The following is a 20,029-nucleotide window of genomic DNA, read 5'->3' as shown; positions in this document are numbered from 1 at the left end:
GCATCATGGAACAGTCGTCAATTCCTCAATATAGCATCAGAGGTCATAATATTTGGGGCTTTAAAAACATGGCCCACTTTTTAGACTATTTGTTTGCCGACGGTAAGACCAAAACAGGCACATTAGTGGCTATCAACGCAGAAAAAGTGATGATTGCAGAGCAAGATACCGCACTGAATACCTTATTAGGGCAGGCAGAATATCTTTATGCAGATGGGATCAGCATTGTGCGTGCTATTCGCCGTAAATACCCGAAAGCCGAGGTTTCTCGTGTGGCAGGTGCCGATTTATGGGAAGGTTTAATGGAGCGTGCAGGAAAAGAAGGCACGCCAGTATTTTTAGTGGGTGGCAAGCCAGAAATTCTTGAGCAGACCAAAGCGAAGTTACGCGCACAATGGAATGTCAACATTGTGGATTCCCAAGATGGCTACTTTACGGCAGAAGACCGCAGTGCGCTGTTTGAGCGTATTCATGCGAGCGGTGCCAAGATTGTGACGGTGGCGATGGGCTCTCCTAAGCAAGAAATCTTTATGCGTGATTGCCGTGTCGTGCATCCTGATGCGCTGTATATGGGCGTCGGTGGGACTTATGACGTGTTCACCGGACACGTTAAGCGTGCGCCTAAAGTTTGGCAAAACTTAGGGTTAGAATGGCTGTATCGCTTACTTTCTCAACCAACACGAATTAAACGGCAGTTTAAATTGCTGAAGTTTTTAGGCTACTACTACGGTGGTAAGCTTTAAGCTCTTTTCTGACTGAATAGACCCGCGCAATGCGGGTTTATTTATTTTTGGCGCCCTCATTTTCACTTCAAATATATCTGCAATTGTTCAAAAATAGATGCAACCTAAGAGATCTCACGGTATCTTGGGGGATTGTATTTTTTATCTTATTTTCGACAACCAGCCGCGATGACTAAAAAGTTATGGCTATTAGAGCTGCGAATATCGAATGGTTATTATCGACAGGGGAAATTATGGATAAGCCACAGCAAGGTCTTCAGCGAGGGCTAGAAGCCCGTCATATTGAGCTGATTGCTTTGGGCGGAACAATTGGAGTTGGGCTATTTATGGGCTCAGCGAGTACGTTGAAGTGGGCGGGGCCATCCGTATTGCTGGCGTATATTATCGCAGGGCTATTTGTCTTCTTCATCATGCGTTCAATGGGCGAAATGCTCTTTCTGGAGCCAGTAACAGGTTCATTTGCTTCATTTGGTTATAAATATCTAAGTCCTTTTTGGGGATGTTTAACCGCGTGGGGTTATTGGTTTATGTGGGTCGCGGTTGGGATTTCAGAGATAACCGCAATAGGGGAGTATGCCAAATATTGGTTCCCTGATGTGCCCCAGTGGATATTTGCGATGGTTGCTGTTGTGTTGGTGGCACTGGCAAATCTGGCCGCAGTGAGGTTATACGGCGAGCTGGAATTTTGGTTTGCGATGATCAAAGTGACCACGATCGTCGTGATGATTTTGATTGGTTTGGGGCTAATTTTCTTTGGTCTTGGCAATAATTTCGAGCCGATTGGATTGGCTAACTTAACCGAACATGGCGGATTCTTCGCTGGCGGCTGGAAAGGTTTCTTATTTGCATTGTGTATCGTGGTGGCGTCTTATCAAGGTGTTGAGCTCGTTGGGATCACTGCAGGAGAAGCTAAAAACCCACAAGTGACACTGAAAAAAGCCATCAATAATATTCTGTGGCGCATTCTGATTTTCTATGTCGGCGCTATTTTTATTGTGGTGACGCTGTTCCCGTGGACGGAAGTAGGACAACAAGGCAGCCCGTTTGTGATGACGTTCGCTAAAGTGGGAATTGTCTCGGCAGCCGCGGTTATTAACTTTGTGGTGCTCACCGCAGCATTGTCTGGCTGCAATAGCGGCATGTACAGCGGTGGGCGAATGCTGTACGCACTGGCTCAGAATAAACAGTTACCTAGTTCACTGTTAAAGTTAACGAAAAATGGCGTTCCAGCGCGTTGTGTCGGTTTTACTATCTTATGTTTAGTCGCAGGGTCGAGCTTGAATTACATCATTCCAAACCCAGAGCAGGTGTTTGTGTATGTATATAGTGCGAGCGTCTTGCCAGGCATGGTGCCGTGGCTCGTGATCTTGACCAGTCAGCTACGCTTTCGCAAGCAGAACCAGCAGCAGATGGCAGGGCATACGTTTAAATCGATTCTGTTTCCATGGGTGAACTACGCCACACTGTTGTTTTTAGCCTGTGTGCTGGTGGGAATGGCGATTAATCCAGAAACGCGTTTGTCACTGATTGTGGGGGCTATCTTTTTATTGACGGTTTCAGTGCTTTATTTTGTGATCCGCAGCTTTAGTCGACACGATAAGAGCACATCGTAAAAATATTTTGTGAGTAAAATTTCATCTAATAAACGAGAAAGAGGGAAAAAATGCTCTCTTTCTCGACGAAATGGATAAAAGGCAAGCAATCGATAATTTTATTGAAAAAAGGACTAGACAGCGGGGGGATAAATCCGTACTATCCTCTCCCGCAACGGCGTTAAGCGCCCGTAGCTCAGCTGGATAGAGCGCTGCCCTCCGGAGGCAGAGGTCTCAGGTTCGAATCCTGTCGGGCGCACCATCAAAAGGTGACAAGCTACGGTGGCAAAACAAAGTTGTATGTAGTAGTATGACAACACTTTGAAATAAGTGAAGTTATGGTGGCTATAGCTCAGTTGGTAGAGCCCTGGATTGTGATTCCAGTTGTCGTGGGTTCGAGTCCCATTAGCCACCCCATTTTTTTTGTGACATTGCGAGGGTGGCGGAATTGGTAGACGCGCTAGCTTCAGGTGTTAGTGTCCTATGGACGTGGGGGTTCAAGTCCCCCCTTTCGCACCACGAAAAAAATGATGTCGAGTTACTGCCTTAAGCAGTTAAATTTCGGCGAGTAGCGCAGCTTGGTAGCGCAACTGGTTTGGGACCAGTGGGTCGGAGGTTCGAATCCTCTCTCGCCGACCAATTTAAAGAACCCCGCTCAATCGAGCGGGGTTTTTGCATTTTGAAACCTTAACTATTTCTAACCTGATTGTTCCCCTTCGGTATCCTTATCTTCTTATCTTCTTATCTTCTTATCTTCTTATCTTTATTCTTGAATCTGTTTTTTTATTATCTTTATTTTAGAGATCTCTGGTATCGCTTTTAACAAGAATGGTTCTTATCTGCGTGTTCTTGTAACGTTATGTTTTTAATGAATAAAAATATTTGTCGCAGATCCGATACAAACCCCTATTTCCATGTCGTCAAAAAGAGACACTTTACTGGTTGATTTATATGAATAAATCAATAGGTCTTCTAAGCTGTCTCTAAATTGAGACAAAATAGCTGAATCGAACAGAATGAGATTTGGTAAGAATGCGGTGTTAAAAAATAACAATAAGTAAGAAATAAAAATAGTGTTTAAAAGTAGGGGAGTTACGGGGTAAGAAAAGAAAAAATTGGAATGATATAAAAGTTGGCACGCATTCTGCATTATCTATTATGTAGATGCTCATCCCACTTATTATGACAGCCTAGCTTCATAAACCCAGGGATGACGCAAAGCCGATTATCGGTGCCTATTGTCCAATTTAGATGATCAAGAGCTAATCCTCTTACCATCAACGAACGGGCGAAACGTTGAGTGAGGCACCATCCGTCTGTAGACCTGATTGTTATTTACACCTGCTTCGGCAGGTGTTTTTTTTTGTATCAATCTTGGGTTGCCATTTTCTTTCCTAACCTGATGAGCATTAGGAAAGAAGCATTATCTTTTAGCTTACTCTTTTTTCTCTTTGCTTAACCACTTGCTGATCCAGCGAGTGACGTAGGTATAGGCAATAATAATAAAGGTAATAATGAAGATATCTTTGTTCAGATCAGCGGTATTGAAGCCAATGATCGAAATAAAAATAAACGGGGATAAAATCAGAAGTAGCAGGTCAAAAAAGATCTGTAAACGATTTTGGCTCGCTATAATCCAATACCAGAGAGTTTTCACTACATTCATATCTTTATCCTGAATTCATTCAAAACGAAAATGTATAGGATTATTTATACACTATGTGACCCTTTTATAACATAGCAATATGCGGTTTGCCTCGATTCGCTAAAAGTGACTCTCACAGAAACTATCTTTTTGAGATAAATAGCAAAGATCCAAACCGTTAACATAAAAAACGCCTCGGGCTAGGAGGCGTTTTAGGTCAAAGCTCAACGAATGAGTTAAAAATTTATGCCTTTGCTCGCTCTTGCTTGAGGGAGTGAGTGAGCGCCTCTTGGCGAATTTTTGCGGCTTCATTCGGTTTGTGTAGCTTGTCATAAGCATCGGCTAACCAAGCAGCATCATAAGCATCAAAACGCTGTGCCAATGCAGCTTTAAAGTAGCTTTCTGCTTTTTCCCATTGGGCATGTTGAAGCGCCAGGACCCCCAATGTACTATTGAGTAATGGTGTCGCACCAGACTGCTTAACGAGGTTTAACAGTATTTTTTCAATCGCTTCAGGTTGCTCGCTTTGTAATTTCGGGATTAGCAACAGTAAACGTTCATCATATTGCTGTTTCAATCCTTCGATGATCATTTTTTCTGCGCTGCGCGTATCACCACATTCAATTAAATGTTCGGCTAAGAAAGCTTGCAAAGGCACTTCATGGCGAACTTTACGCGGCTGGGCTTTCCACCAGTTTTTCAAACCATCGCTACCACCTTCAGCCATACATTGGTTCATGAGCCCTTTGTACGCTTTGAGTTTTAACGCTTCAAGCTCATCTTCATTGTGTAACTGGACTTTTGCCATAATCGGCAGCAGCTCAATGAGTGCTTGGTATGCCCCGGTACCTAAGTAAGCCTGTTCAGCTAAGCGTAAAATTTCTGGGTGACGTGGTGCTTGGTCAAGCAGCTTATCGATGCCATTACGGGCAGCATGAATTTCACCTTCCGCTAATTGGATGCGAACACGGCTAATATCCACGGGAAGTTGATCTTTACCTGCGGCTTCAGCAGCTCTGTCTAAATATTGATGGGTACGATAACTATCCCCACGTTGCTGGGCGGCTTCTGCTGCCATCAAGTAGTTAATGACGGGTTGCTGAGAGAAATCAGCGTGCTTACTCATTAATTTCTCAACTTGCTCCAAGTCCCCTTCGGCTAATTTGAGTAAGGCTTTTTGAGTTTGAGTGTGCGCTTTATGGTATTTGTGACCGCTGAGCCAGCCTTTTGTCCGTGAAGTGGTGCTCATAAAGCGGCGGTAGCACCATCCAAGGAATAACAGAACAAATTGCAGCAGGATAAAGCACAGCACAAGGCTGGTGACGCTGGTCGTAATATCGTAACTATCGGTACGAATAAATACATAGCCTTGGTGCCCTGCTAATAGAGGACCCAAGATAATGCCAGCAATCAGAACGATAAAGAGAACAAAGACTTTAATCATGATCACCCCTTATGCTCAGGGGCGTTTGCCGCGTCCGTTACAGGAGCTTCGGCGGCAACGTCCGGTTTGTTAGTTTGCGTATCTGCAGGAGCCGTTGCCTCTTCGGCGGCTTTATCGGCTTCTTTTACTGCTTCAAGCGCGGCATCCTCTGTAACACCAGTTGGTTCTGGAATTTGAGATAACAAATTGCGGACTCGCGTTTGCATTACTTTTTCCAGTTTTGCTTGGCTTTCTAAAGTTTCAGGCATATCGGCATCAATCGGTTGATTAATTAAATCATCGAGTTCCGTTAAAAAGGCTTTGGTGGCTGGTGCGTCCACATCAAAGTAAGCTCGCACCCATGTAGACGCTTGCTCAAGGGATTGTTTATACGTCTCTTCTTGATAACGCGGTACAGCTTGGGCTGCAATAAGCAATTGTGAGCGAATATTTTCACGCAGATAAATATCTTGGTTTGGGGCTAGCAATGGCGCTTCAGAACCATCACGCGCGCGCACGGTGATAAAATCGCTGGTGAAACTTTTCCAGCTGCGCGTGAGGTTATCTTTCCAGTCTGCAATATCGTCACTGACATTGGTGCCAGTATCTTCCGGAGCGTCGCCATTATTTAAATCGGCTAGGCGTAAGTTATCGACATCATTACTGAGCTGATTCAAACGTAAAATAATACCGTCATAGTCAATTTGGTTGATGGCAGCTAAGCGGTTTATATCATTGGCGATAGCTTTACGAATATCCAGTAAACTTGGGTCGTTCATTTCCGCTAAACTGGTGTCTGCGCTTTTTAGTAGAACGGCTGCGGTGACAGGGTCATGGTCATTCCATAATTTGCGACCCGCCATTTTCACCATAAAGTCAGCTTGGGCAATCAGCCAGTTTTTTACGTCTGAGCTGGAAAGTGCGGTGACATGAGCTTGTAATTCTTGCATGCGACGGTTGAGTTGATCTTCATAATCACGCGCATGGTTTTTCAGCTCCGTGTTGGTCGCGATGAGCGCATCCACACGTTGCCTATCAGCATTTTGTTGTTCAACTAATTCACTGACTTGCTGTTTCAGTTGGTTATTATCATGAACTAGCTGCGCATTGCTTTGCTGAGTAAAGTAGTACATTCCGCCGCCCATGACGACGATAATGGCGATAGCAATCGCACTGACTGCAAGACCAGGGCGTTTCTGTTTGGATGAAGGCGTCAGCTGACGAGTTTCTTTTTTCTCTGTCGCAGCTTCATCATTAACAGTATCGGTAATTTTGTCTTGTTCCGTCATAAATTAGCATCCCATATCGGTTGAAATTAATGCTTCAAGTAAAGCGTGATTATCTGCGCTAGTTGCCACACAGACTCGGCGCCACCCACTTTGGCGGGCTTTTTTTGCAATTCGTTCGCTGACAACCAGTAGCCGGCGGGAATACCACCATTGTTGCATATCTTCAGCAATCAAATCGTTAAATAGGGTCAACATTTCACCGCTTGTAATCACAATGTCGGTGATATCTGTATTAAACCAAGTTTGGTTAAACTTAGGTTTATCATAGCGTACAGGTTGTCTTGCGTAGCATTCGCAGTAATCAACCTCTGCCCCTCGGGCGCGTAATGTTGAGGCCAGGAGTTCACGGCCGCCATTACCTCGCAGGAGTAAGGCGCGTTTTCCCACTAAATTTTGCAGGTCAGGATGGGTGAGTAACACCTCGCTGGTTTCTCCTGCTTCAGCCCAACGGATAGTTTGTCCAGTTAACTGCTGAAAATAGTGACCTGTAGATTGTCCTATACCATAGTAGGATAACTTATCTGACCAGTCTCGTCCTGCTTGTTCCAGAGTTAAATTTGCATACCAGACAGCATTTTTGGATAAAAGAAAGACAAGGTCGTTTTCCGATAATCCATCTAGGCAAGAAGGCAAAATATTGAGCTGCGCACCCGCTTCAATCGTAATTAAGGGGGCCGGGTAAGCCTGCGCCCCAGTCGCATTAATGGCTGTTATCAACGCCGAGCCTGATGGCTCTGGGCGAGTAACAAGGACTCTCATGCAGGCGCGTTTCCTTTATAGACTTCCGCGAGAATTTCACGGGCACCATTATCAAGTAACTCTTCCGCGAGAGAAATACCGGCTTGGATTGCGTCCGCAGGCGAGATTAAGCGTTCTCCACGAATGACTTGGCTACCATCTGGGGCGCCGACGAGTGCGCGTAACCAGATTTTATCCCCTTGCCAAATAGCATAGCTCCCAATAGGGACTTGGCAACCGCCTTCAAGACGCATGTTCATGGCGCGTTCAGCCAGAACACACACGGAGGTTTCATCGTGATTCAATGCTGCGAGTAAGTCACGGGTACGTTGATCATCTAAGCGGCACTCGATACCTACGGCGCCTTGTCCAACGGCAGGTAAAGACTGCTCTGGTTCCAATGCGGTTTTGATACGCTCATCGAGTTCTAAGCGTTTTAGGCCTGCTACCGCAAGGATAATGGCATCGTATTCGCCATTGTCGAGCTTGGACAAACGGGTGCCGACATTGCCGCGTAGGTCACGGATAACTAAATCTGGGCGTAATTCTCGTAATTGGCACTGGCGGCGTAAGCTGGATGTACCGACGATACTGCCAGCAGGGAGTTCATCAATATTGGCATAATGGTTAGAAACGAACGCATCTCGTGGGTCTTCGCGCTCACAAATGGTAACTAAGCCTAACCCTTCAGGGAACTCTACAGGCACGTCTTTCATTGAGTGAACGGCAATATCCGCGCGACCTTCGAGTAAAGCTAGCTCTAATTCTTTGACGAATAAACCTTTTCCACCGACTTTCGCTAATGGGGTATCTAAAATAATATCCCCTTTGGTGACCATTGGGACTAACTCTACCTGTAAGCCGGGATGGCGTTGTTCTAATTCTGCTTTTACGAAATAAGCTTGCCATAGCGCTAGAGGGCTTTTACGCGTTGCGATACGCACGATATTTGTTGAAGTCATTTCACTGTTTTCTCAGGCGAATATCGCCACAGATTAACCATATAATTGGCGTTAGTTTTAACATGTTAGCGGTAATTTTTCCAGTTGGTCGCAGAATGAGCAATATAAGAAGAAAGAACGGATGAGATGCATCAAGTGAAGTTCGCTTTTTTACATCTTTTTTGTGAGTCTCTTAGAAAAAAACGACCTAAAAAAGGATCTACATAACAAATTTATTTAGCTATTCGTGCTCTTTTAGGATTGCAGTGAGCATTATTTTGCAGGATTTTTGTTGAAGCGTGTAAGCGTAGACCCTGCCAGCACTAGGCTGAATTTAGATTAGGGCGGCTTTTTTGTTATACAAACCATGATGGTGATATTACTCCATTGAAAAACAAGGGATATTTCCGCAATGCAAAAATAAAAAGTCTTTTTATACAATATGTTGAAAAATAATTTGTACTAAAAATAGACGGGAAAAATTATGTGATCTACTTTACCCTTTTGCTCCAAGGTGTTAAATTGATCACGTTTCCGACAATCCCTTTGAAAAGTAATTTAAGTTTTTCTCTATCTGTTGGGTGCTGGGAAAATTCCCCAGGTTTGTCATTACATTCTTTCAGTCAGGCGTAACCTTTGTACCTCTATATTGAAACTTTAAAGCAAAGACTTGATGCGATAAACCAATTACGGTTGGAACGCGCGACGGCTTCTATGAGCGAAACCTTTTCGAAGGTTTACAGCTTGTTGCCGGTCTTGTTTCATTATCATCATCCAATGATGCCGGGTTATATTGAAGGCAACGTCCCTCATGGCGTCTGTTTCTTCTCGCCAGATGCAGAACAGCTCAAATGGTTACAACCTTTCGAACGCTTCTTATCCACTAACAACCAAGCTAATGGTGAATTGCCAATTACAGGCATTTACTCAATGGGTAGCACCTCCTCTGTGGGACAAAGCCACTGCTCTGATATTGATGTGTGGGTTTGTCATCCTTCTTGGTTAGATAACGAAGAAAAACGATCTTTACAGAAAAAATGTACGCTAATTGAACAGTGGGCAGCCTCGCTGGGCATTGATGTTACTGTATTTTTAATTGATGAAAATCGTTTTCGCCATAATGCAAGCGGGCATCTTGGCGGTGAAGATTGTGGTTCCACACAACATATTCTACTGCTGGATGAATTTTATCGTACAGCGGTACGTATGGCGGGGAAACGCCTGTTATGGACAATGGTGCCTGTTGAAGAAGAGCAACACTATGACGAATATGTCATGGGGTTATACGCTCAAGGGGTACTGACACCGAACGAATGGCTGGATTTAGGTGGCCTCGGTGAATTGTCAGCCGCGGAATACTTTGGCGCCAGTTTGTGGCAGCTATATAAAAGCGTTGATTCCCCGTATAAGGCGGTGTTGAAAAGTATTTTGCTGGAGTCCTACTCTTGGGACTATCCGCACGGTAAATTGTTAGCATTGGAGTTCAAACGCCATTTACATGCGGGTGAAATCGTCAGTTATGGATTGGATTCATACTGTTTGATGTTGGAGCGTGTAACCCGTTATCTGACTGAAATTAATGATTCCACCCGTTTGGATTTAATTCGTCGCTGCTTCTATTTAAAGGTCTGTGAAAAGCTTTCTGAAGATGAAGATGACCAATGTTCCGGTTGGCGTCGTGATGTGCTGTCCCAGTTAGTGGCGTCGTGGGGATGGAACGCTGAGCGTCTGGCATTGTTAGATACGCGTAGCCAGTGGAAAATTGAGCGTGTGCGTGAAGCGCATAATGAGTTGCTCGATACGATGATGCAAAGTTACCGTAACTTAATTCGATTTGCCCGTCGTAATAATTTAAGTGTTAGTGCTAGCCCACAAGATATTGGGGTATTAACCCGTAAGTTATATGCTGCGTTTGAAGCTCTACCCGGTAAAGTGACCTTAGTCAATCCACAAATTTCACCGGATCTGAGTGAAGAGCACCTGACATTTATTTATGTGCCAGAAGGGCGCGCAAATCGTAGTGGCTGGTATCTGTATAACCAAGCGCCGCAAATCGACACGATTATCGGTCATCAACCGTTAGAATATAACCGCTATCTGAATAAACTGGTGGCATGGGCCTATTTTAATGGGCTACTGACTGAAAATACGCAAGTCCATATGCATCATGGTAAATCCCAATGTGATGAACGTAAGTTATTGGAATTAATGCATGATGTATCGAGCCATTTCCCAATAAGATTACCTGCTCCAACCCCTAAAGCACTGTATAGCCCGTGTGAAATTCGCCACTTAGCGATTATCGTTAACTTAGAAAAAGACCCGACACAGGTCTATTCTGAGCAGGTGGTGCATGTGGACTTCAGAAAATTGGATATTTTCAGTTTTGGTGAATCTCAGCAGTGTTTGATAAGCAGCATCGACCTTTTGTATCGCAATTCATGGAATGAAGTTCGTACCCTGCATTTCAGCGGCGAGCAGTGCATGTTAGAAGCGTTGAAAACCATCCTCGGTAAAATGCACCAAGATGCCGCGCCGCCTGAAGCGGTTGAAGTATTCTGCTATAGCGAACATTTACGTGGGCTTATTCGTACTCGCGTGCAGCAGTTAGTGTCTGAATGTATTGAATTGCGCTTATCCAGTAATCGTCATGAACCTGGTCGCTTTAAGGCATTGCGCATTGCAGGGCAAACATGGGGCCTGTTCTTTGAGCGTTTAAACGTCTCTGTACAAAAACTCGAAAATGCCGTTGAGTTTTACGGTGCAATCTCCCATAACAAGCTGCATGGTTGGCCGGTAAAATTACAAGCGAAAGGAGATAATCATCTTCCTGCGGTTGTGGATGGCTATGCCAGCGAAGGGATTGTGCAGTTTTTCTTTGAGAATACGCCCGATAATACAGGGTTTAATATCTACGTATTGGATGAAGCTAATCGTGTGGAAATTTATTCTCATTGTGAAGGTTCCAAAGAAGAGCTGGTGCGCGATGTCAGCAAATTCTACTCTTCCTCCCATGACCGCTTTACCTACGGTGCAAACTTTATCAATTTCAATTTGCCGCAGTTTTATCAAATTGTGGAAGATGAGGGTAAAAAGCAAGTTATTGTCTTCTCTGATGCCTCTTGGTCATTTACTGAAGATGAAGAGGATGATGAATATCCCTCGGCACCACAATTAAGCCAGCCTGAACAGCTAGACCACTCTAAACAGCACGCTCAATACTATTAATTTTATTATGTTGATTTTATTATGATAAAAACAGGCAGAGTAAGTTATAGACACTGCCTGTGATTTTTGATGTGCGTATTTAGAACGAGAATGGGAAGTGGCTTTGGAAGGTAATCGCATTACCCAGCATGGATAAAAACTCTTGACCTGAGCGGTCACAAATCCATTTTCCACCTTTATAATCATAGTGATAGCCACCTTGTTTGGTTGCTAACCAGATTTGGTGGAAGGCTTCTTGTTTATTGATGATGATTTTGCTGCCATCTTCAAAGCTTAAGGTCATGACGCCGCCATTAATTTCACTATCAATATCCGCATCGCCATCGTAATTATCTAAATGCTCTTCAATCGAGCTGAGCAATTGCTCCGCTAACTGATGAAATTCGCTATCGTTCATGATGTATTTCCTGTTTATACTTTTATTTAGGCGAAATTATAGGGTTGAATGTGTTCAGGGGTCAAACGGCGCTCATCTGACTTGTGAGATGCCATTTGAATTATTTAACGTATATAATATTAATATGTTTGATAAACAGGCGTGATTTGAAAAGCGACACCTGTTACTGTGTGAAATATCAGATTGCAAAATTTAGTCTTACAGGCGAAACATCATAATGAAAAAAAGTTTATTTGGACTTAGCGCACTTCTTGTTTTATTCACCCTTTCTGGCTGTGGCTTAAAAGGGCCGTTATATTTTCCGCCTGAAGATAATGCAGCCGCACCTGCTAAATCTGATGTGCAACCTAAAGCGCCAAGCAGCTCGAACCAAGAGCCTGCTGCGACCAAACAGTAAGCCTCTGCTATGGAACGTGAATTGCAGTTCTCAAAAATGCATGGCTTAGGCAATGACTTTATGGTGGTGGATGGCGTCACACAGAACGTTTATTTTTCACCTGAACTGATTTGCCGTTTAGCGAATAGGCATACAGGCGTCGGTTTTGATCAGCTTTTACTGGTCGAAGCCCCTTATGATCCTGACCTCGATTTCCATTACCGTATTTTTAACGCAGATGGCAGTGAAGTTGCACAATGTGGCAACGGAGCGCGCTGTTTTGCACGTTTTGTCCGCTTAAAAGGACTGACAAACAAACAGAAAATTAAAGTGAGCACCCAATCTGGGCGTATGACTCTCACGATTAATGAAAATGATGATGTTTGTGTGAATATGGGCGAGCCAGATTTTGAACCGCAAAACGTTCCGTTCCGTGCGGTCAAAGCGGAAAAGACCTATATTATTCGAGCACAAGAACGTACAGTGTTTGCGGGGGTTGTCTCCATGGGTAACCCACACTGCGTCGTGCAAGTGGATAGCGTACAGACTGCTGAAGTGGAGGTTTTAGGCCCTGCTTTAGAAAGCCACGAACGCTTCCCTGAACGTGCCAATATTGGTTTTATGGAAATTGTCAGTGCGGACTATATTCGCTTACGTGTTTATGAACGTGGTGCGGGGGAGACTCAAGCGTGTGGTAGTGGCGCATGCGCCGCAGTTGCCGTTGGCGTAGGGCAGGGCTTATTAGCTAACCGTGTTCGTGTCGATTTGCCGGGCGGTTCCCTCGATATTAGTTGGGAAGGTCCCGGATCACCGCTGTATATGACAGGTCCTGCGACCCATGTTTATGATGGAGTGATCCAAATTTAATCTTGATTGAGTGGAAAGAGGGGAATAATGGATAAGCCTGAACAAGTGCCGGAGATTGCTCAGTTAATTGATGAGCAAGATGTGGTGCAATATTTAAAACAGAATCCTTATTTCTTTATTCGTAATGTGTCTCTTGCTGAACATATCAAGGTTCCTCATGCCGTTCAGGGGGCTATCTCGCTTCCTGAATTGGTGATGAGCCGTCAACGTCAAAAAATCAAAAATCTCGAGCTGGACATCCGCTTTATGGTGGAACAAGCCCACGAAAATGGGCAACTGTTCGATGAGCTTCTTTATCTCGTCATTGAAATGTCTTGCGCAAATAATTTGCGGGAGATGCTATTTGCGTTGAATCGCTGGGCTAAAAAACTCGGGCTATCGGGAGCTTCTGTGCGCCTGTTTAGTGATAGTTGGCGATTATCTGCACCATTGGATGCCTACGAATTGGTGCTCCCACGCCGCGTTTTTGAACCCGTACGTATTCAGCGTTTTGGGGATAACCTCAATTATCTTGGGCGGCTAAATGGCCCTGAGCTCCAGCTTTTACTTCCTAATGCACAAAATGTGGGTTCAGTAGCGATTTCGCTGTTTGGGCATCATGGGGAATCTGGCATGGTGATATTTACCAGCCGTGACCGTGAACACTATCAACAGGGTATGGGCACGGTGATGTTGGAAAAAGTGGCTCAAATCCTACCGAGGTTATTATGTCAATGGATAGAACGCCTGTAGACATTCAGCCAGAAGGGCTGATGATTCAAGTGGAAGCCTTCTTGCGTTACCTCCGTGTTGAACGCAGGTTAAGTCCGGTCACGATAACGAATTATCGTCGCCAATTGGGTGCGGTTTGCCAAATTTTAGATGAATTGAAAGTGAGCCAATGGCAGCAATTGGATATGACAGTGGGGCGCAATATTGCAGCTAAAAGTCGTCGAACAGGCTTGCAAGCAGCGAGTATGGCATTAAGGCTTTCAGCGCTACGTAGTTTTTGTGATTGGATGGTGCAGCAAGGCGAGCTCCCTGCAAACCCAGTTAAAACCATTCATGCCCCTAAGGCAAAAAAACGTCTGCCGAAAAATATGGATGTGGACGAAGTTTCGCAACTGCTGAATATGGACAGTGGTGACCCGCTCGTGGTGCGAGATAGAACCATGCTGGAAGTAATGTATGGCGCGGGATTACGTCTCTCTGAACTGGTTGGTTTGGATGTGAAGCACCTTGACCTCAATTTAGGTGAGGTTTGGGTAATGGGGAAAGGCAGCAAAGAACGCAAAATTCCCTTAGGAAAAACGGCAGTGAGCTGGCTAAAACGCTGGCTTGAAATGCGTGAATTGTATGATCCTGTCGATGGCGCGGTATTTATTTCCACAAAAAGTGGCAAGCGTATCTCGAATCGCAATGTACAAAAGCGGTTTGAACAATGGGGTATTAAACAAGCGGTGAATAGCCATATCAATCCCCATAAATTACGTCACTCTTTTGCAACTCATATTCTCGAATCAAGTGGTAATTTACGTGGGGTACAAGAGTTATTAGGTCATGCCAATCTCTCGACCACCCAAATCTATACCCATCTTGATTTCCAACATCTCGCTAATGTTTATGATGTGGCACATCCGCGAGCGAAGAGGGAGAAATCTTAATGCACTTTTACCGTCCGTTATCACCCATCAAAGCGATGACGTTTGATTTGGATGATACGTTGTACGACAACCATCCCGTGATTGATAAAACGGAGGAAGAAGTTTTACGGTTTATTCGTGAATATGATCCACGTTTTCATCATTTTACGAATGATGACATTTATGCATTTCGCTATCTTGTGGAAGAACAAGATCCAGATATTCGCCATGATATTACCCGTTGGCGTTGGTTATCGTCGAAAATGATGCTGTGCCACTATGGCTATAGTAAAGAGGCTGCACTCAAAGGTGCGGATGATATTATGGCGCACTTTACCTACTGGCGTAATCAAATTCATGTTCCGCAATCAACTCACGAAATATTGGCAAAATTAGCGGAAAAATTACCGCTGGTGGCGATTACAAATGGTAACGCAGAGCCGCAAGCATGTGGGCTGGGGCAATACTTTCAATTTGTATTAAAAGCTGGGCCTGATGGGCGTTCTAAGCCATGCTGCGATATGTATCACCTTGCTTCAACGCGCTTGAATATCGAGCCGAGCGCTATTTTACATGTTGGGGATAATTTACTGACAGATGTAGAAGGGGCGATTAATAGCGGCATGCAAGCCTGCTGGTTCAACGTGGATCATACGACGTTAATGGATGAGAAAGCGGGGCGTATATTGCCTCATGTGGAAATTTGTCGGTTGGATTCTCTCTTGTCATTGGTATAATCCTTTTTCTGTATAAAAACACAGTGGTGATAGCCACTGTTAAACCATTTCCAAATCAATTAGGTTTTGAAATGATTCTTTGTTAGTCACCCCTCAGTGGTGTAACCCACTGTTTTGCTTTGATGGTAACTATGGACGTCTCATATCTGCTCGAAGGTCTTAATGACAAACAGCGCGAAGCGGTTGCCGCCCCGCGTACTAATTTACTGGTGCTCGCAGGGGCGGGTAGCGGTAAAACACGCGTGTTGGTGCATCGCATTGCGTGGCTGATGTCGGTGGAGAATGCCTCCCCATTTTCGATTATGGCCGTGACGTTTACCAACAAAGCCGCCGCAGAAATGCGCCACCGTATCAATCAGTTAGTGGGTACTAGCGAAGGCGGTATGTGGATCGGCACTTTCCACGGTCTCGCGCACCGTTTACTTCGCCAGCATTACTTGGATGCGAATCTGCCGCAAGACTTCCAAATTCTCGATAGCGATGATCAATACCGTTTGATTCGTCGTCTGCTTAAAGCCATGAATCTTGATGAGAAGCAGTGGCCGCCTCGTCAGGGAATGTGGTACATCAACGGCAAAAAAGATGAAGGGCTACGTCCCCAGCATGTTGAAAGCTATGGTAATCCAGTCGAAGCGACATGGCTGAAAGTGTATCAAGCCTATCAAGAAGCCTGTGACCGTGCGGGGCTGGTGGATTTTGCCGAATTACTGCTACGCGCTCATGAATTATGGCTGAATAAACCCCATGTTTTACAGCATTATCGTGAGCGTTTTACCAATATTTTGGTGGATGAGTTCCAAGATACCAACAGCATTCAATATGCATGGATCCGCGTGTTAGCAGGTGAAACTGGCAAAGTGATGATTGTGGGTGATGATGATCAGTCAATCTATGGCTGGCGTGGCGCTCAAGTTGAAAATATTCAGCGTTTCTTGAAAGACTTCCCCGGTGCACAAACTATCCGTCTTGAGCAAAACTACCGCTCTACCAACAATATTTTGAAAGCGGCAAATACCCTGATCGCCAATAATAGCGACCGTTTAGGGAAAAATTTATGGACGGAAGGCGGTGACGGCGAGCCGATTTCCCTTTATTGCGCTTTCAATGAGCTTGATGAAGCTCGCTATGTGGTTGGGCGGATTAAACAGTGGCATGAAAATGGTGGTGCGCTGCAAGATTGCGCCATTCTTTATCGTAGTAACGCCCAATCTCGTGTGATGGAAGAAGCGTTGATTCAAGGCGCGATGGCATACCGTATTTATGGAGGTCAGCGCTTCTTTGAACGCCAAGAGATCAAAGACGCTTTATCCTATCTCCGATTAATTGCTAACCGTAACGACGATGCCTCTTTTGAGCGTGTGGTAAACACACCAACACGAGGCATTGGTGAGCGAACGTTGGATACGGTTCGCCAAACTGCACGGGATCAGCAACTGACATTATGGGAGAGTTGTGAGTACTTACTTCGCGAGCAAGTCCTGGGAGGACGCGCGGCAAGCTCCATCGAGCGTTTCCTCGAGTTAATCGATGCGCTAGCCAAAGAAACTCAAGAGATGCCGCTGCATGTGCAGGCTGACCGCGTGATCAATGATTCTGGTTTGCGTGCCATGTATGAACAAGAAAAAGGCGAAAAAGCCCAAGCGCGAATTGAAAACTTGGAAGAGTTAGTCAACGCAACCCGCGATTTTAGCTATCAAGATGAAGACCAAGATTTAATGCCATTGCAGGCATTTTTATCCCATGCGGCGTTGGAATCGGGTGAAAGCCAAGCGGATGCCAGCCAAGATGCAGTGCAATTGATGACGCTGCACTCAGCAAAAGGACTGGAATTCCCTGTCGTGTTTATGGTGGGCGTGGAAGAAGGCATGTTCCCAAGCCAAATGTCGATGGATGAAAGTGGTCGTCTTGAAGAGGAGCGTCGTCTTGCTTATGTGGGAGTTACCCGCGCGATGGAAAAACTCACTATCACTTACGCGGAAAGTCGACGTTTATATGGTAAAGAAGTTTATCATCGACCTTCACGTTTTATTGGCGAGCTGCCGACGGAGTGCGTGGAAGAGGTTCGCTTAAGAGCCACAATTTCTCGTCCTGTTAGCCATCAACGTTTAGGTACGCCAATTAGCCAAAATGATTCTGGCTATGCATTAGGGCAGCGTGTGATGCACCCTAAATTCGGGGAAGGCACCATTATTAACCTCGAAGGTAGCGGCGAACATTGCCGCCTACAAATTGCCTTCCAAGGGCAAGGGATTAAGTGGCTGGTGGCATCTTATGCTCGGTTAGAAATGCTATAGACCTAATTTAAATATAGCACCGCAAAGAATCGCGGTGCTAACCCAAAATCAATCCAAAAAATATTATATAATATAGAATAATTTATCTTTATTTTTATATCTTAAACATATATTTAAAATATTTGTTTTTTATTTTTACCTACTATAATCTCTATTTTCATTTTGATTAAATTAATTAATGGAGATTTATCATATGGAAAATGAAAGATTTACTGGTTTAAATGAAAAGTTAGATTTGATTAAATTAAAGATGGAAAGCGTTAATCACTTATTAGAGGAAGCAAATAGTCACGCATACAAATCAATAGAAAATATGAATTCTACGAGTGATAAATTGTCTATCTCTCGCCGACGTGATGCTAGCTCAATGAAGAAAACCATGAATAAGGTTGAGAGTGAAATAAATAACCGCTCAGTTGAGCAAATGGAGAAAGTAAGCCTAATTTCGAATATGTTATTAAAGCAAGAATCTATGCTGACTGATTTGAAAGAAGACAATGGCTCTTATAATCAAGTTGAAATTGATTTTTATATTAAAGAAGTCAATCAAGATTTAAAGAATAGTGAAGTTTGGAATAAACCAGAATATTCTTTCAAGAAAATAGACTTCACTAATCATGGCGGATTAAGGGGCATGATTTTCACACCTATTGCTGATTTTAATAGAAAAAGCGATGAGTTAGCCAAAGCGATCTATGAAGTTGAAGTGTTGATGCATGAAATTAATCAAGAACGTCTGAATATTGAACTAGATAGATTGAAGGCAATGAAAGATCCAGTAATATTAGATATTCAGCCTGAGTTTGACCCCGGCTTTGAGCCTCAACCATTTGATATTCTTGTTGAATATCAGTCAGGTTTTGAATCCACCTCTGAGGGTTACGTCATGATAGAAAGCTCAATAGATTCTATGGAAGTACCGTCATTTATATGTGATTGTGGTGGTTTAGGGCGAACGGCTTTTTGTATGTAACGTGTCCTAATTAGGATATTTATAGATGATATTTAAGAGGTATTTATGCAATTTGAATGCCTCTTATTTTAGAATATCTCTAGGTCTATGATATAAAAAATAATTATGTTGTTTGATAATAAGGAATGTGTCGTTTTAGTCCTTAGTATTGATTGAGTTGTTGAATCATCAGGATTCACGTTTTTTATTTTAATTTTTTCCGCTAATAAAGTATAAAATCTTACCTAATAACCATTCATAGATTCATCATGTCTATCAATAAACTTATTGATTCACTTTCCACACAGGGTTGGTATGTGTGGGACGATTTTCTGAACCTATCAGAAATTCAGGCTATTAAAAGTTGTATCCCCGATACGCTGCAAGACGCACGTATTGGCTATCAAAATACGTTACAAGACAACAAAACTATCCGCGGTGACCAAACGGTGTGGCTCGAACCTGAAATGGGTGCGTCAGTCGTACACTACCTAGATAAAATGGAAACCTTGCGTCAGGAACTTAATTGCCAGTTATTTCTTGGATTACGCGATTTTGAAACCCATTTTTGTCGTTATCCCAATGGGGGATTCTATAAAAAACATGTGGATAACTTCCGTGGGCAAGGACGCCGCCGAGTAACCACTGTGCTGTATATGAATGAATCATGGCAGCAGGGAGATGGTGGTGAAATTGTTATGTACGACATGCAAGATAATGAGTTGTTTACCTTAGAGCCGCTAGCAGGGCGCATGGTAGTTTTCATGTCTGAAGATTTTCCCCATGAAGTCCTGCCTACCCAACAAAAGCGTGAAAGTATTGCCGGTTGGTTCCTAACTGAAAAGATACTGTAGCCCTTTCTCATCTAAGCCGCCTCTGTAAAGGGGCGGGCTGTAAACTAATCACGCTAATAATAAAAATAAAAGTTGTATATAAACTATGAGTTTGTTTTTTAAATTAATCCATTTATTTAAATTTAAATAAAATATAAATTATATAATTAATTTGAACGCACTATTATTAGACCTCTTTATTCAGCAAGAAGGCAATTCACTCTCAACGTCACTTCATAATAAACAGGAAATAGATGAACCTTCTTGCAGTGAATTGATTGAATGAATGAAAGCGCGGTGAATATTTACGGTAACTTTTTTTTCAAAAGGGAAAAGAAAAAAGGTGTAAAAT

At 43.7% G+C, this 20,029-nt stretch carries 17 protein-coding genes and 4 tRNA genes; 15 read left to right on the top strand and 6 right to left on the bottom strand.

The window, feature by feature from the left end:
• Positions 1 to 5 precede the first annotated feature (5 nt).
• The 6 genes from wecG to LDO51_RS05020 all read left to right on the top strand — a co-directional run bounded on the left by wecG (position 6) and on the right by LDO51_RS05020 (position 2,974).
• Positions 6 to 743 (top strand): lipopolysaccharide N-acetylmannosaminouronosyltransferase, encoded by a 738-nt coding sequence (gene wecG, locus LDO51_RS05045; RefSeq protein ID WP_036948834.1) that lies wholly within the window; start codon positions 6 to 8, stop codon positions 741 to 743.
• A gap of 233 nt (positions 744 to 976) precedes the next feature.
• Complete coding sequence (thrP, locus tag LDO51_RS05040) at positions 977 to 2,356, top strand: bifunctional threonine/serine APC transporter ThrP (protein WP_225577222.1); 1,380 nt, start codon at positions 977 to 979, stop codon at positions 2,354 to 2,356.
• Between the two features lie 164 nt (positions 2,357 to 2,520).
• Positions 2,521 to 2,597 (top strand) — tRNA-Arg (locus LDO51_RS05035).
• A gap of 79 nt (positions 2,598 to 2,676) precedes the next feature.
• Positions 2,677 to 2,752, top strand: a tRNA-His gene (locus tag LDO51_RS05030).
• A gap of 16 nt (positions 2,753 to 2,768) precedes the next feature.
• A tRNA-Leu gene (locus tag LDO51_RS05025) sits at positions 2,769 to 2,854 on the top strand.
• Positions 2,855 to 2,897: 43 nt separating this feature from the next.
• A tRNA-Pro gene (locus LDO51_RS05020) sits at positions 2,898 to 2,974 on the top strand.
• A 796-nt stretch (positions 2,975 to 3,770) separates the two neighbouring features.
• Here the strand turns inward: LDO51_RS05020 and LDO51_RS05015 are convergent.
• The 5 genes from LDO51_RS05015 to hemC all read right to left on the bottom strand — a co-directional run bounded on the left by LDO51_RS05015 (position 3,771) and on the right by hemC (position 8,392).
• On the bottom strand, positions 3,771 to 4,001 hold the full coding sequence (locus LDO51_RS05015) for a hypothetical protein (protein WP_225576589.1): 231 nt from the start codon (positions 3,999 to 4,001) through the stop codon (positions 3,771 to 3,773).
• Between the two features lie 223 nt (positions 4,002 to 4,224).
• Positions 4,225 to 5,424, bottom strand: coding sequence for a protoheme IX biogenesis protein HemY (gene hemY, locus LDO51_RS05010; RefSeq protein WP_225576588.1), 1,200 nt, complete (start codon positions 5,422 to 5,424; stop codon positions 4,225 to 4,227).
• Between the two features lie 2 nt (positions 5,425 to 5,426).
• A complete protein-coding gene (gene hemX, locus LDO51_RS05005; protein ID WP_225576587.1) occupies positions 5,427 to 6,692 on the bottom strand; it encodes a uroporphyrinogen-III C-methyltransferase in 1,266 nt (421 codons plus the stop codon).
• Positions 6,693 to 6,695: 3 nt separating this feature from the next.
• A complete protein-coding gene (locus LDO51_RS05000) occupies positions 6,696 to 7,451 on the bottom strand; it encodes a uroporphyrinogen-III synthase (protein WP_225576586.1) in 756 nt (251 codons plus the stop codon).
• Positions 7,448 to 8,392, bottom strand: a complete 945-nt coding sequence (gene hemC, locus LDO51_RS04995) for a hydroxymethylbilane synthase (RefSeq protein ID WP_225576585.1) — start codon at positions 8,390 to 8,392, stop codon at positions 7,448 to 7,450. Before hemC ends, LDO51_RS05000 begins: the two co-directional genes overlap by 4 nt.
• Before the next feature lie 615 nt (positions 8,393 to 9,007).
• Between hemC and LDO51_RS04990 the strand changes: the two genes are divergently transcribed.
• Positions 9,008 to 11,599, top strand: a complete 2,592-nt coding sequence (locus LDO51_RS04990; RefSeq protein ID WP_225576583.1) for a class I adenylate cyclase — start codon at positions 9,008 to 9,010, stop codon at positions 11,597 to 11,599.
• 79 nt (positions 11,600 to 11,678) lie between these two features.
• On the opposite strand, the gene cyaY is transcribed toward LDO51_RS04990, so the two are convergent.
• A complete protein-coding gene (cyaY, locus tag LDO51_RS04985; protein ID WP_225576582.1) occupies positions 11,679 to 11,996 on the bottom strand; it encodes an iron donor protein CyaY in 318 nt (105 codons plus the stop codon).
• Positions 11,997 to 12,213: 217 nt separating this feature from the next.
• On the opposite strand from cyaY, the gene lptM reads away from it, so the two are divergent.
• The 8 genes from lptM to LDO51_RS04945 all read left to right on the top strand — a co-directional run bounded on the left by lptM (position 12,214) and on the right by LDO51_RS04945 (position 19,698).
• Positions 12,214 to 12,393, top strand: a complete 180-nt coding sequence (lptM, locus tag LDO51_RS04980; RefSeq protein ID WP_036948849.1) for an LPS translocon maturation chaperone LptM — start codon at positions 12,214 to 12,216, stop codon at positions 12,391 to 12,393.
• 21 nt (positions 12,394 to 12,414) lie between these two features.
• Positions 12,415 to 13,239, top strand: a complete 825-nt coding sequence (gene dapF / locus LDO51_RS04975) for a diaminopimelate epimerase (RefSeq protein ID WP_225576581.1) — start codon at positions 12,415 to 12,417, stop codon at positions 13,237 to 13,239.
• Positions 13,240 to 13,266: 27 nt separating this feature from the next.
• A complete protein-coding gene (locus tag LDO51_RS04970; protein WP_225576580.1) occupies positions 13,267 to 13,971 on the top strand; it encodes a DUF484 domain-containing protein in 705 nt (234 codons plus the stop codon).
• Complete coding sequence (gene xerC, locus LDO51_RS04965) at positions 13,953 to 14,882, top strand: tyrosine recombinase XerC (RefSeq protein WP_225576579.1); 930 nt, start codon at positions 13,953 to 13,955, stop codon at positions 14,880 to 14,882. The genes LDO51_RS04970 and xerC overlap by 19 nt, the downstream gene beginning before the upstream one ends.
• Positions 14,882 to 15,598 carry a 5-amino-6-(5-phospho-D-ribitylamino)uracil phosphatase YigB gene (gene yigB / locus LDO51_RS04960; protein WP_225576578.1) on the top strand — a complete coding sequence of 239 codons (717 nt, stop codon included), beginning with the start codon at positions 14,882 to 14,884 and terminating at the stop codon, positions 15,596 to 15,598. Before xerC ends, yigB begins: the two co-directional genes overlap by 1 nt.
• Before the next feature lie 131 nt (positions 15,599 to 15,729).
• A complete protein-coding gene (uvrD, locus tag LDO51_RS04955; protein ID WP_225576577.1) occupies positions 15,730 to 17,892 on the top strand; it encodes a DNA helicase II in 2,163 nt (720 codons plus the stop codon).
• A gap of 193 nt (positions 17,893 to 18,085) precedes the next feature.
• Entirely contained in the window at positions 18,086 to 18,865 is a 780-nt protein-coding gene (locus LDO51_RS04950; RefSeq protein WP_225576576.1) for a hypothetical protein, read from the top strand.
• 248 nt (positions 18,866 to 19,113) lie between these two features.
• Positions 19,114 to 19,698, top strand: coding sequence for a 2OG-Fe(II) oxygenase (locus LDO51_RS04945; RefSeq protein WP_225576574.1), 585 nt, complete (start codon positions 19,114 to 19,116; stop codon positions 19,696 to 19,698).
• The last annotated feature ends 331 nt before the right edge of the window (positions 19,699 to 20,029 follow it).

It is taken from the genome of Providencia alcalifaciens (assembly GCF_020271745.1).
Classification (GTDB): domain Bacteria; phylum Pseudomonadota; class Gammaproteobacteria; order Enterobacterales; family Enterobacteriaceae; genus Providencia; species Providencia alcalifaciens_B.
This window is presented reverse-complemented; position numbering and strand designations above follow the sequence as displayed.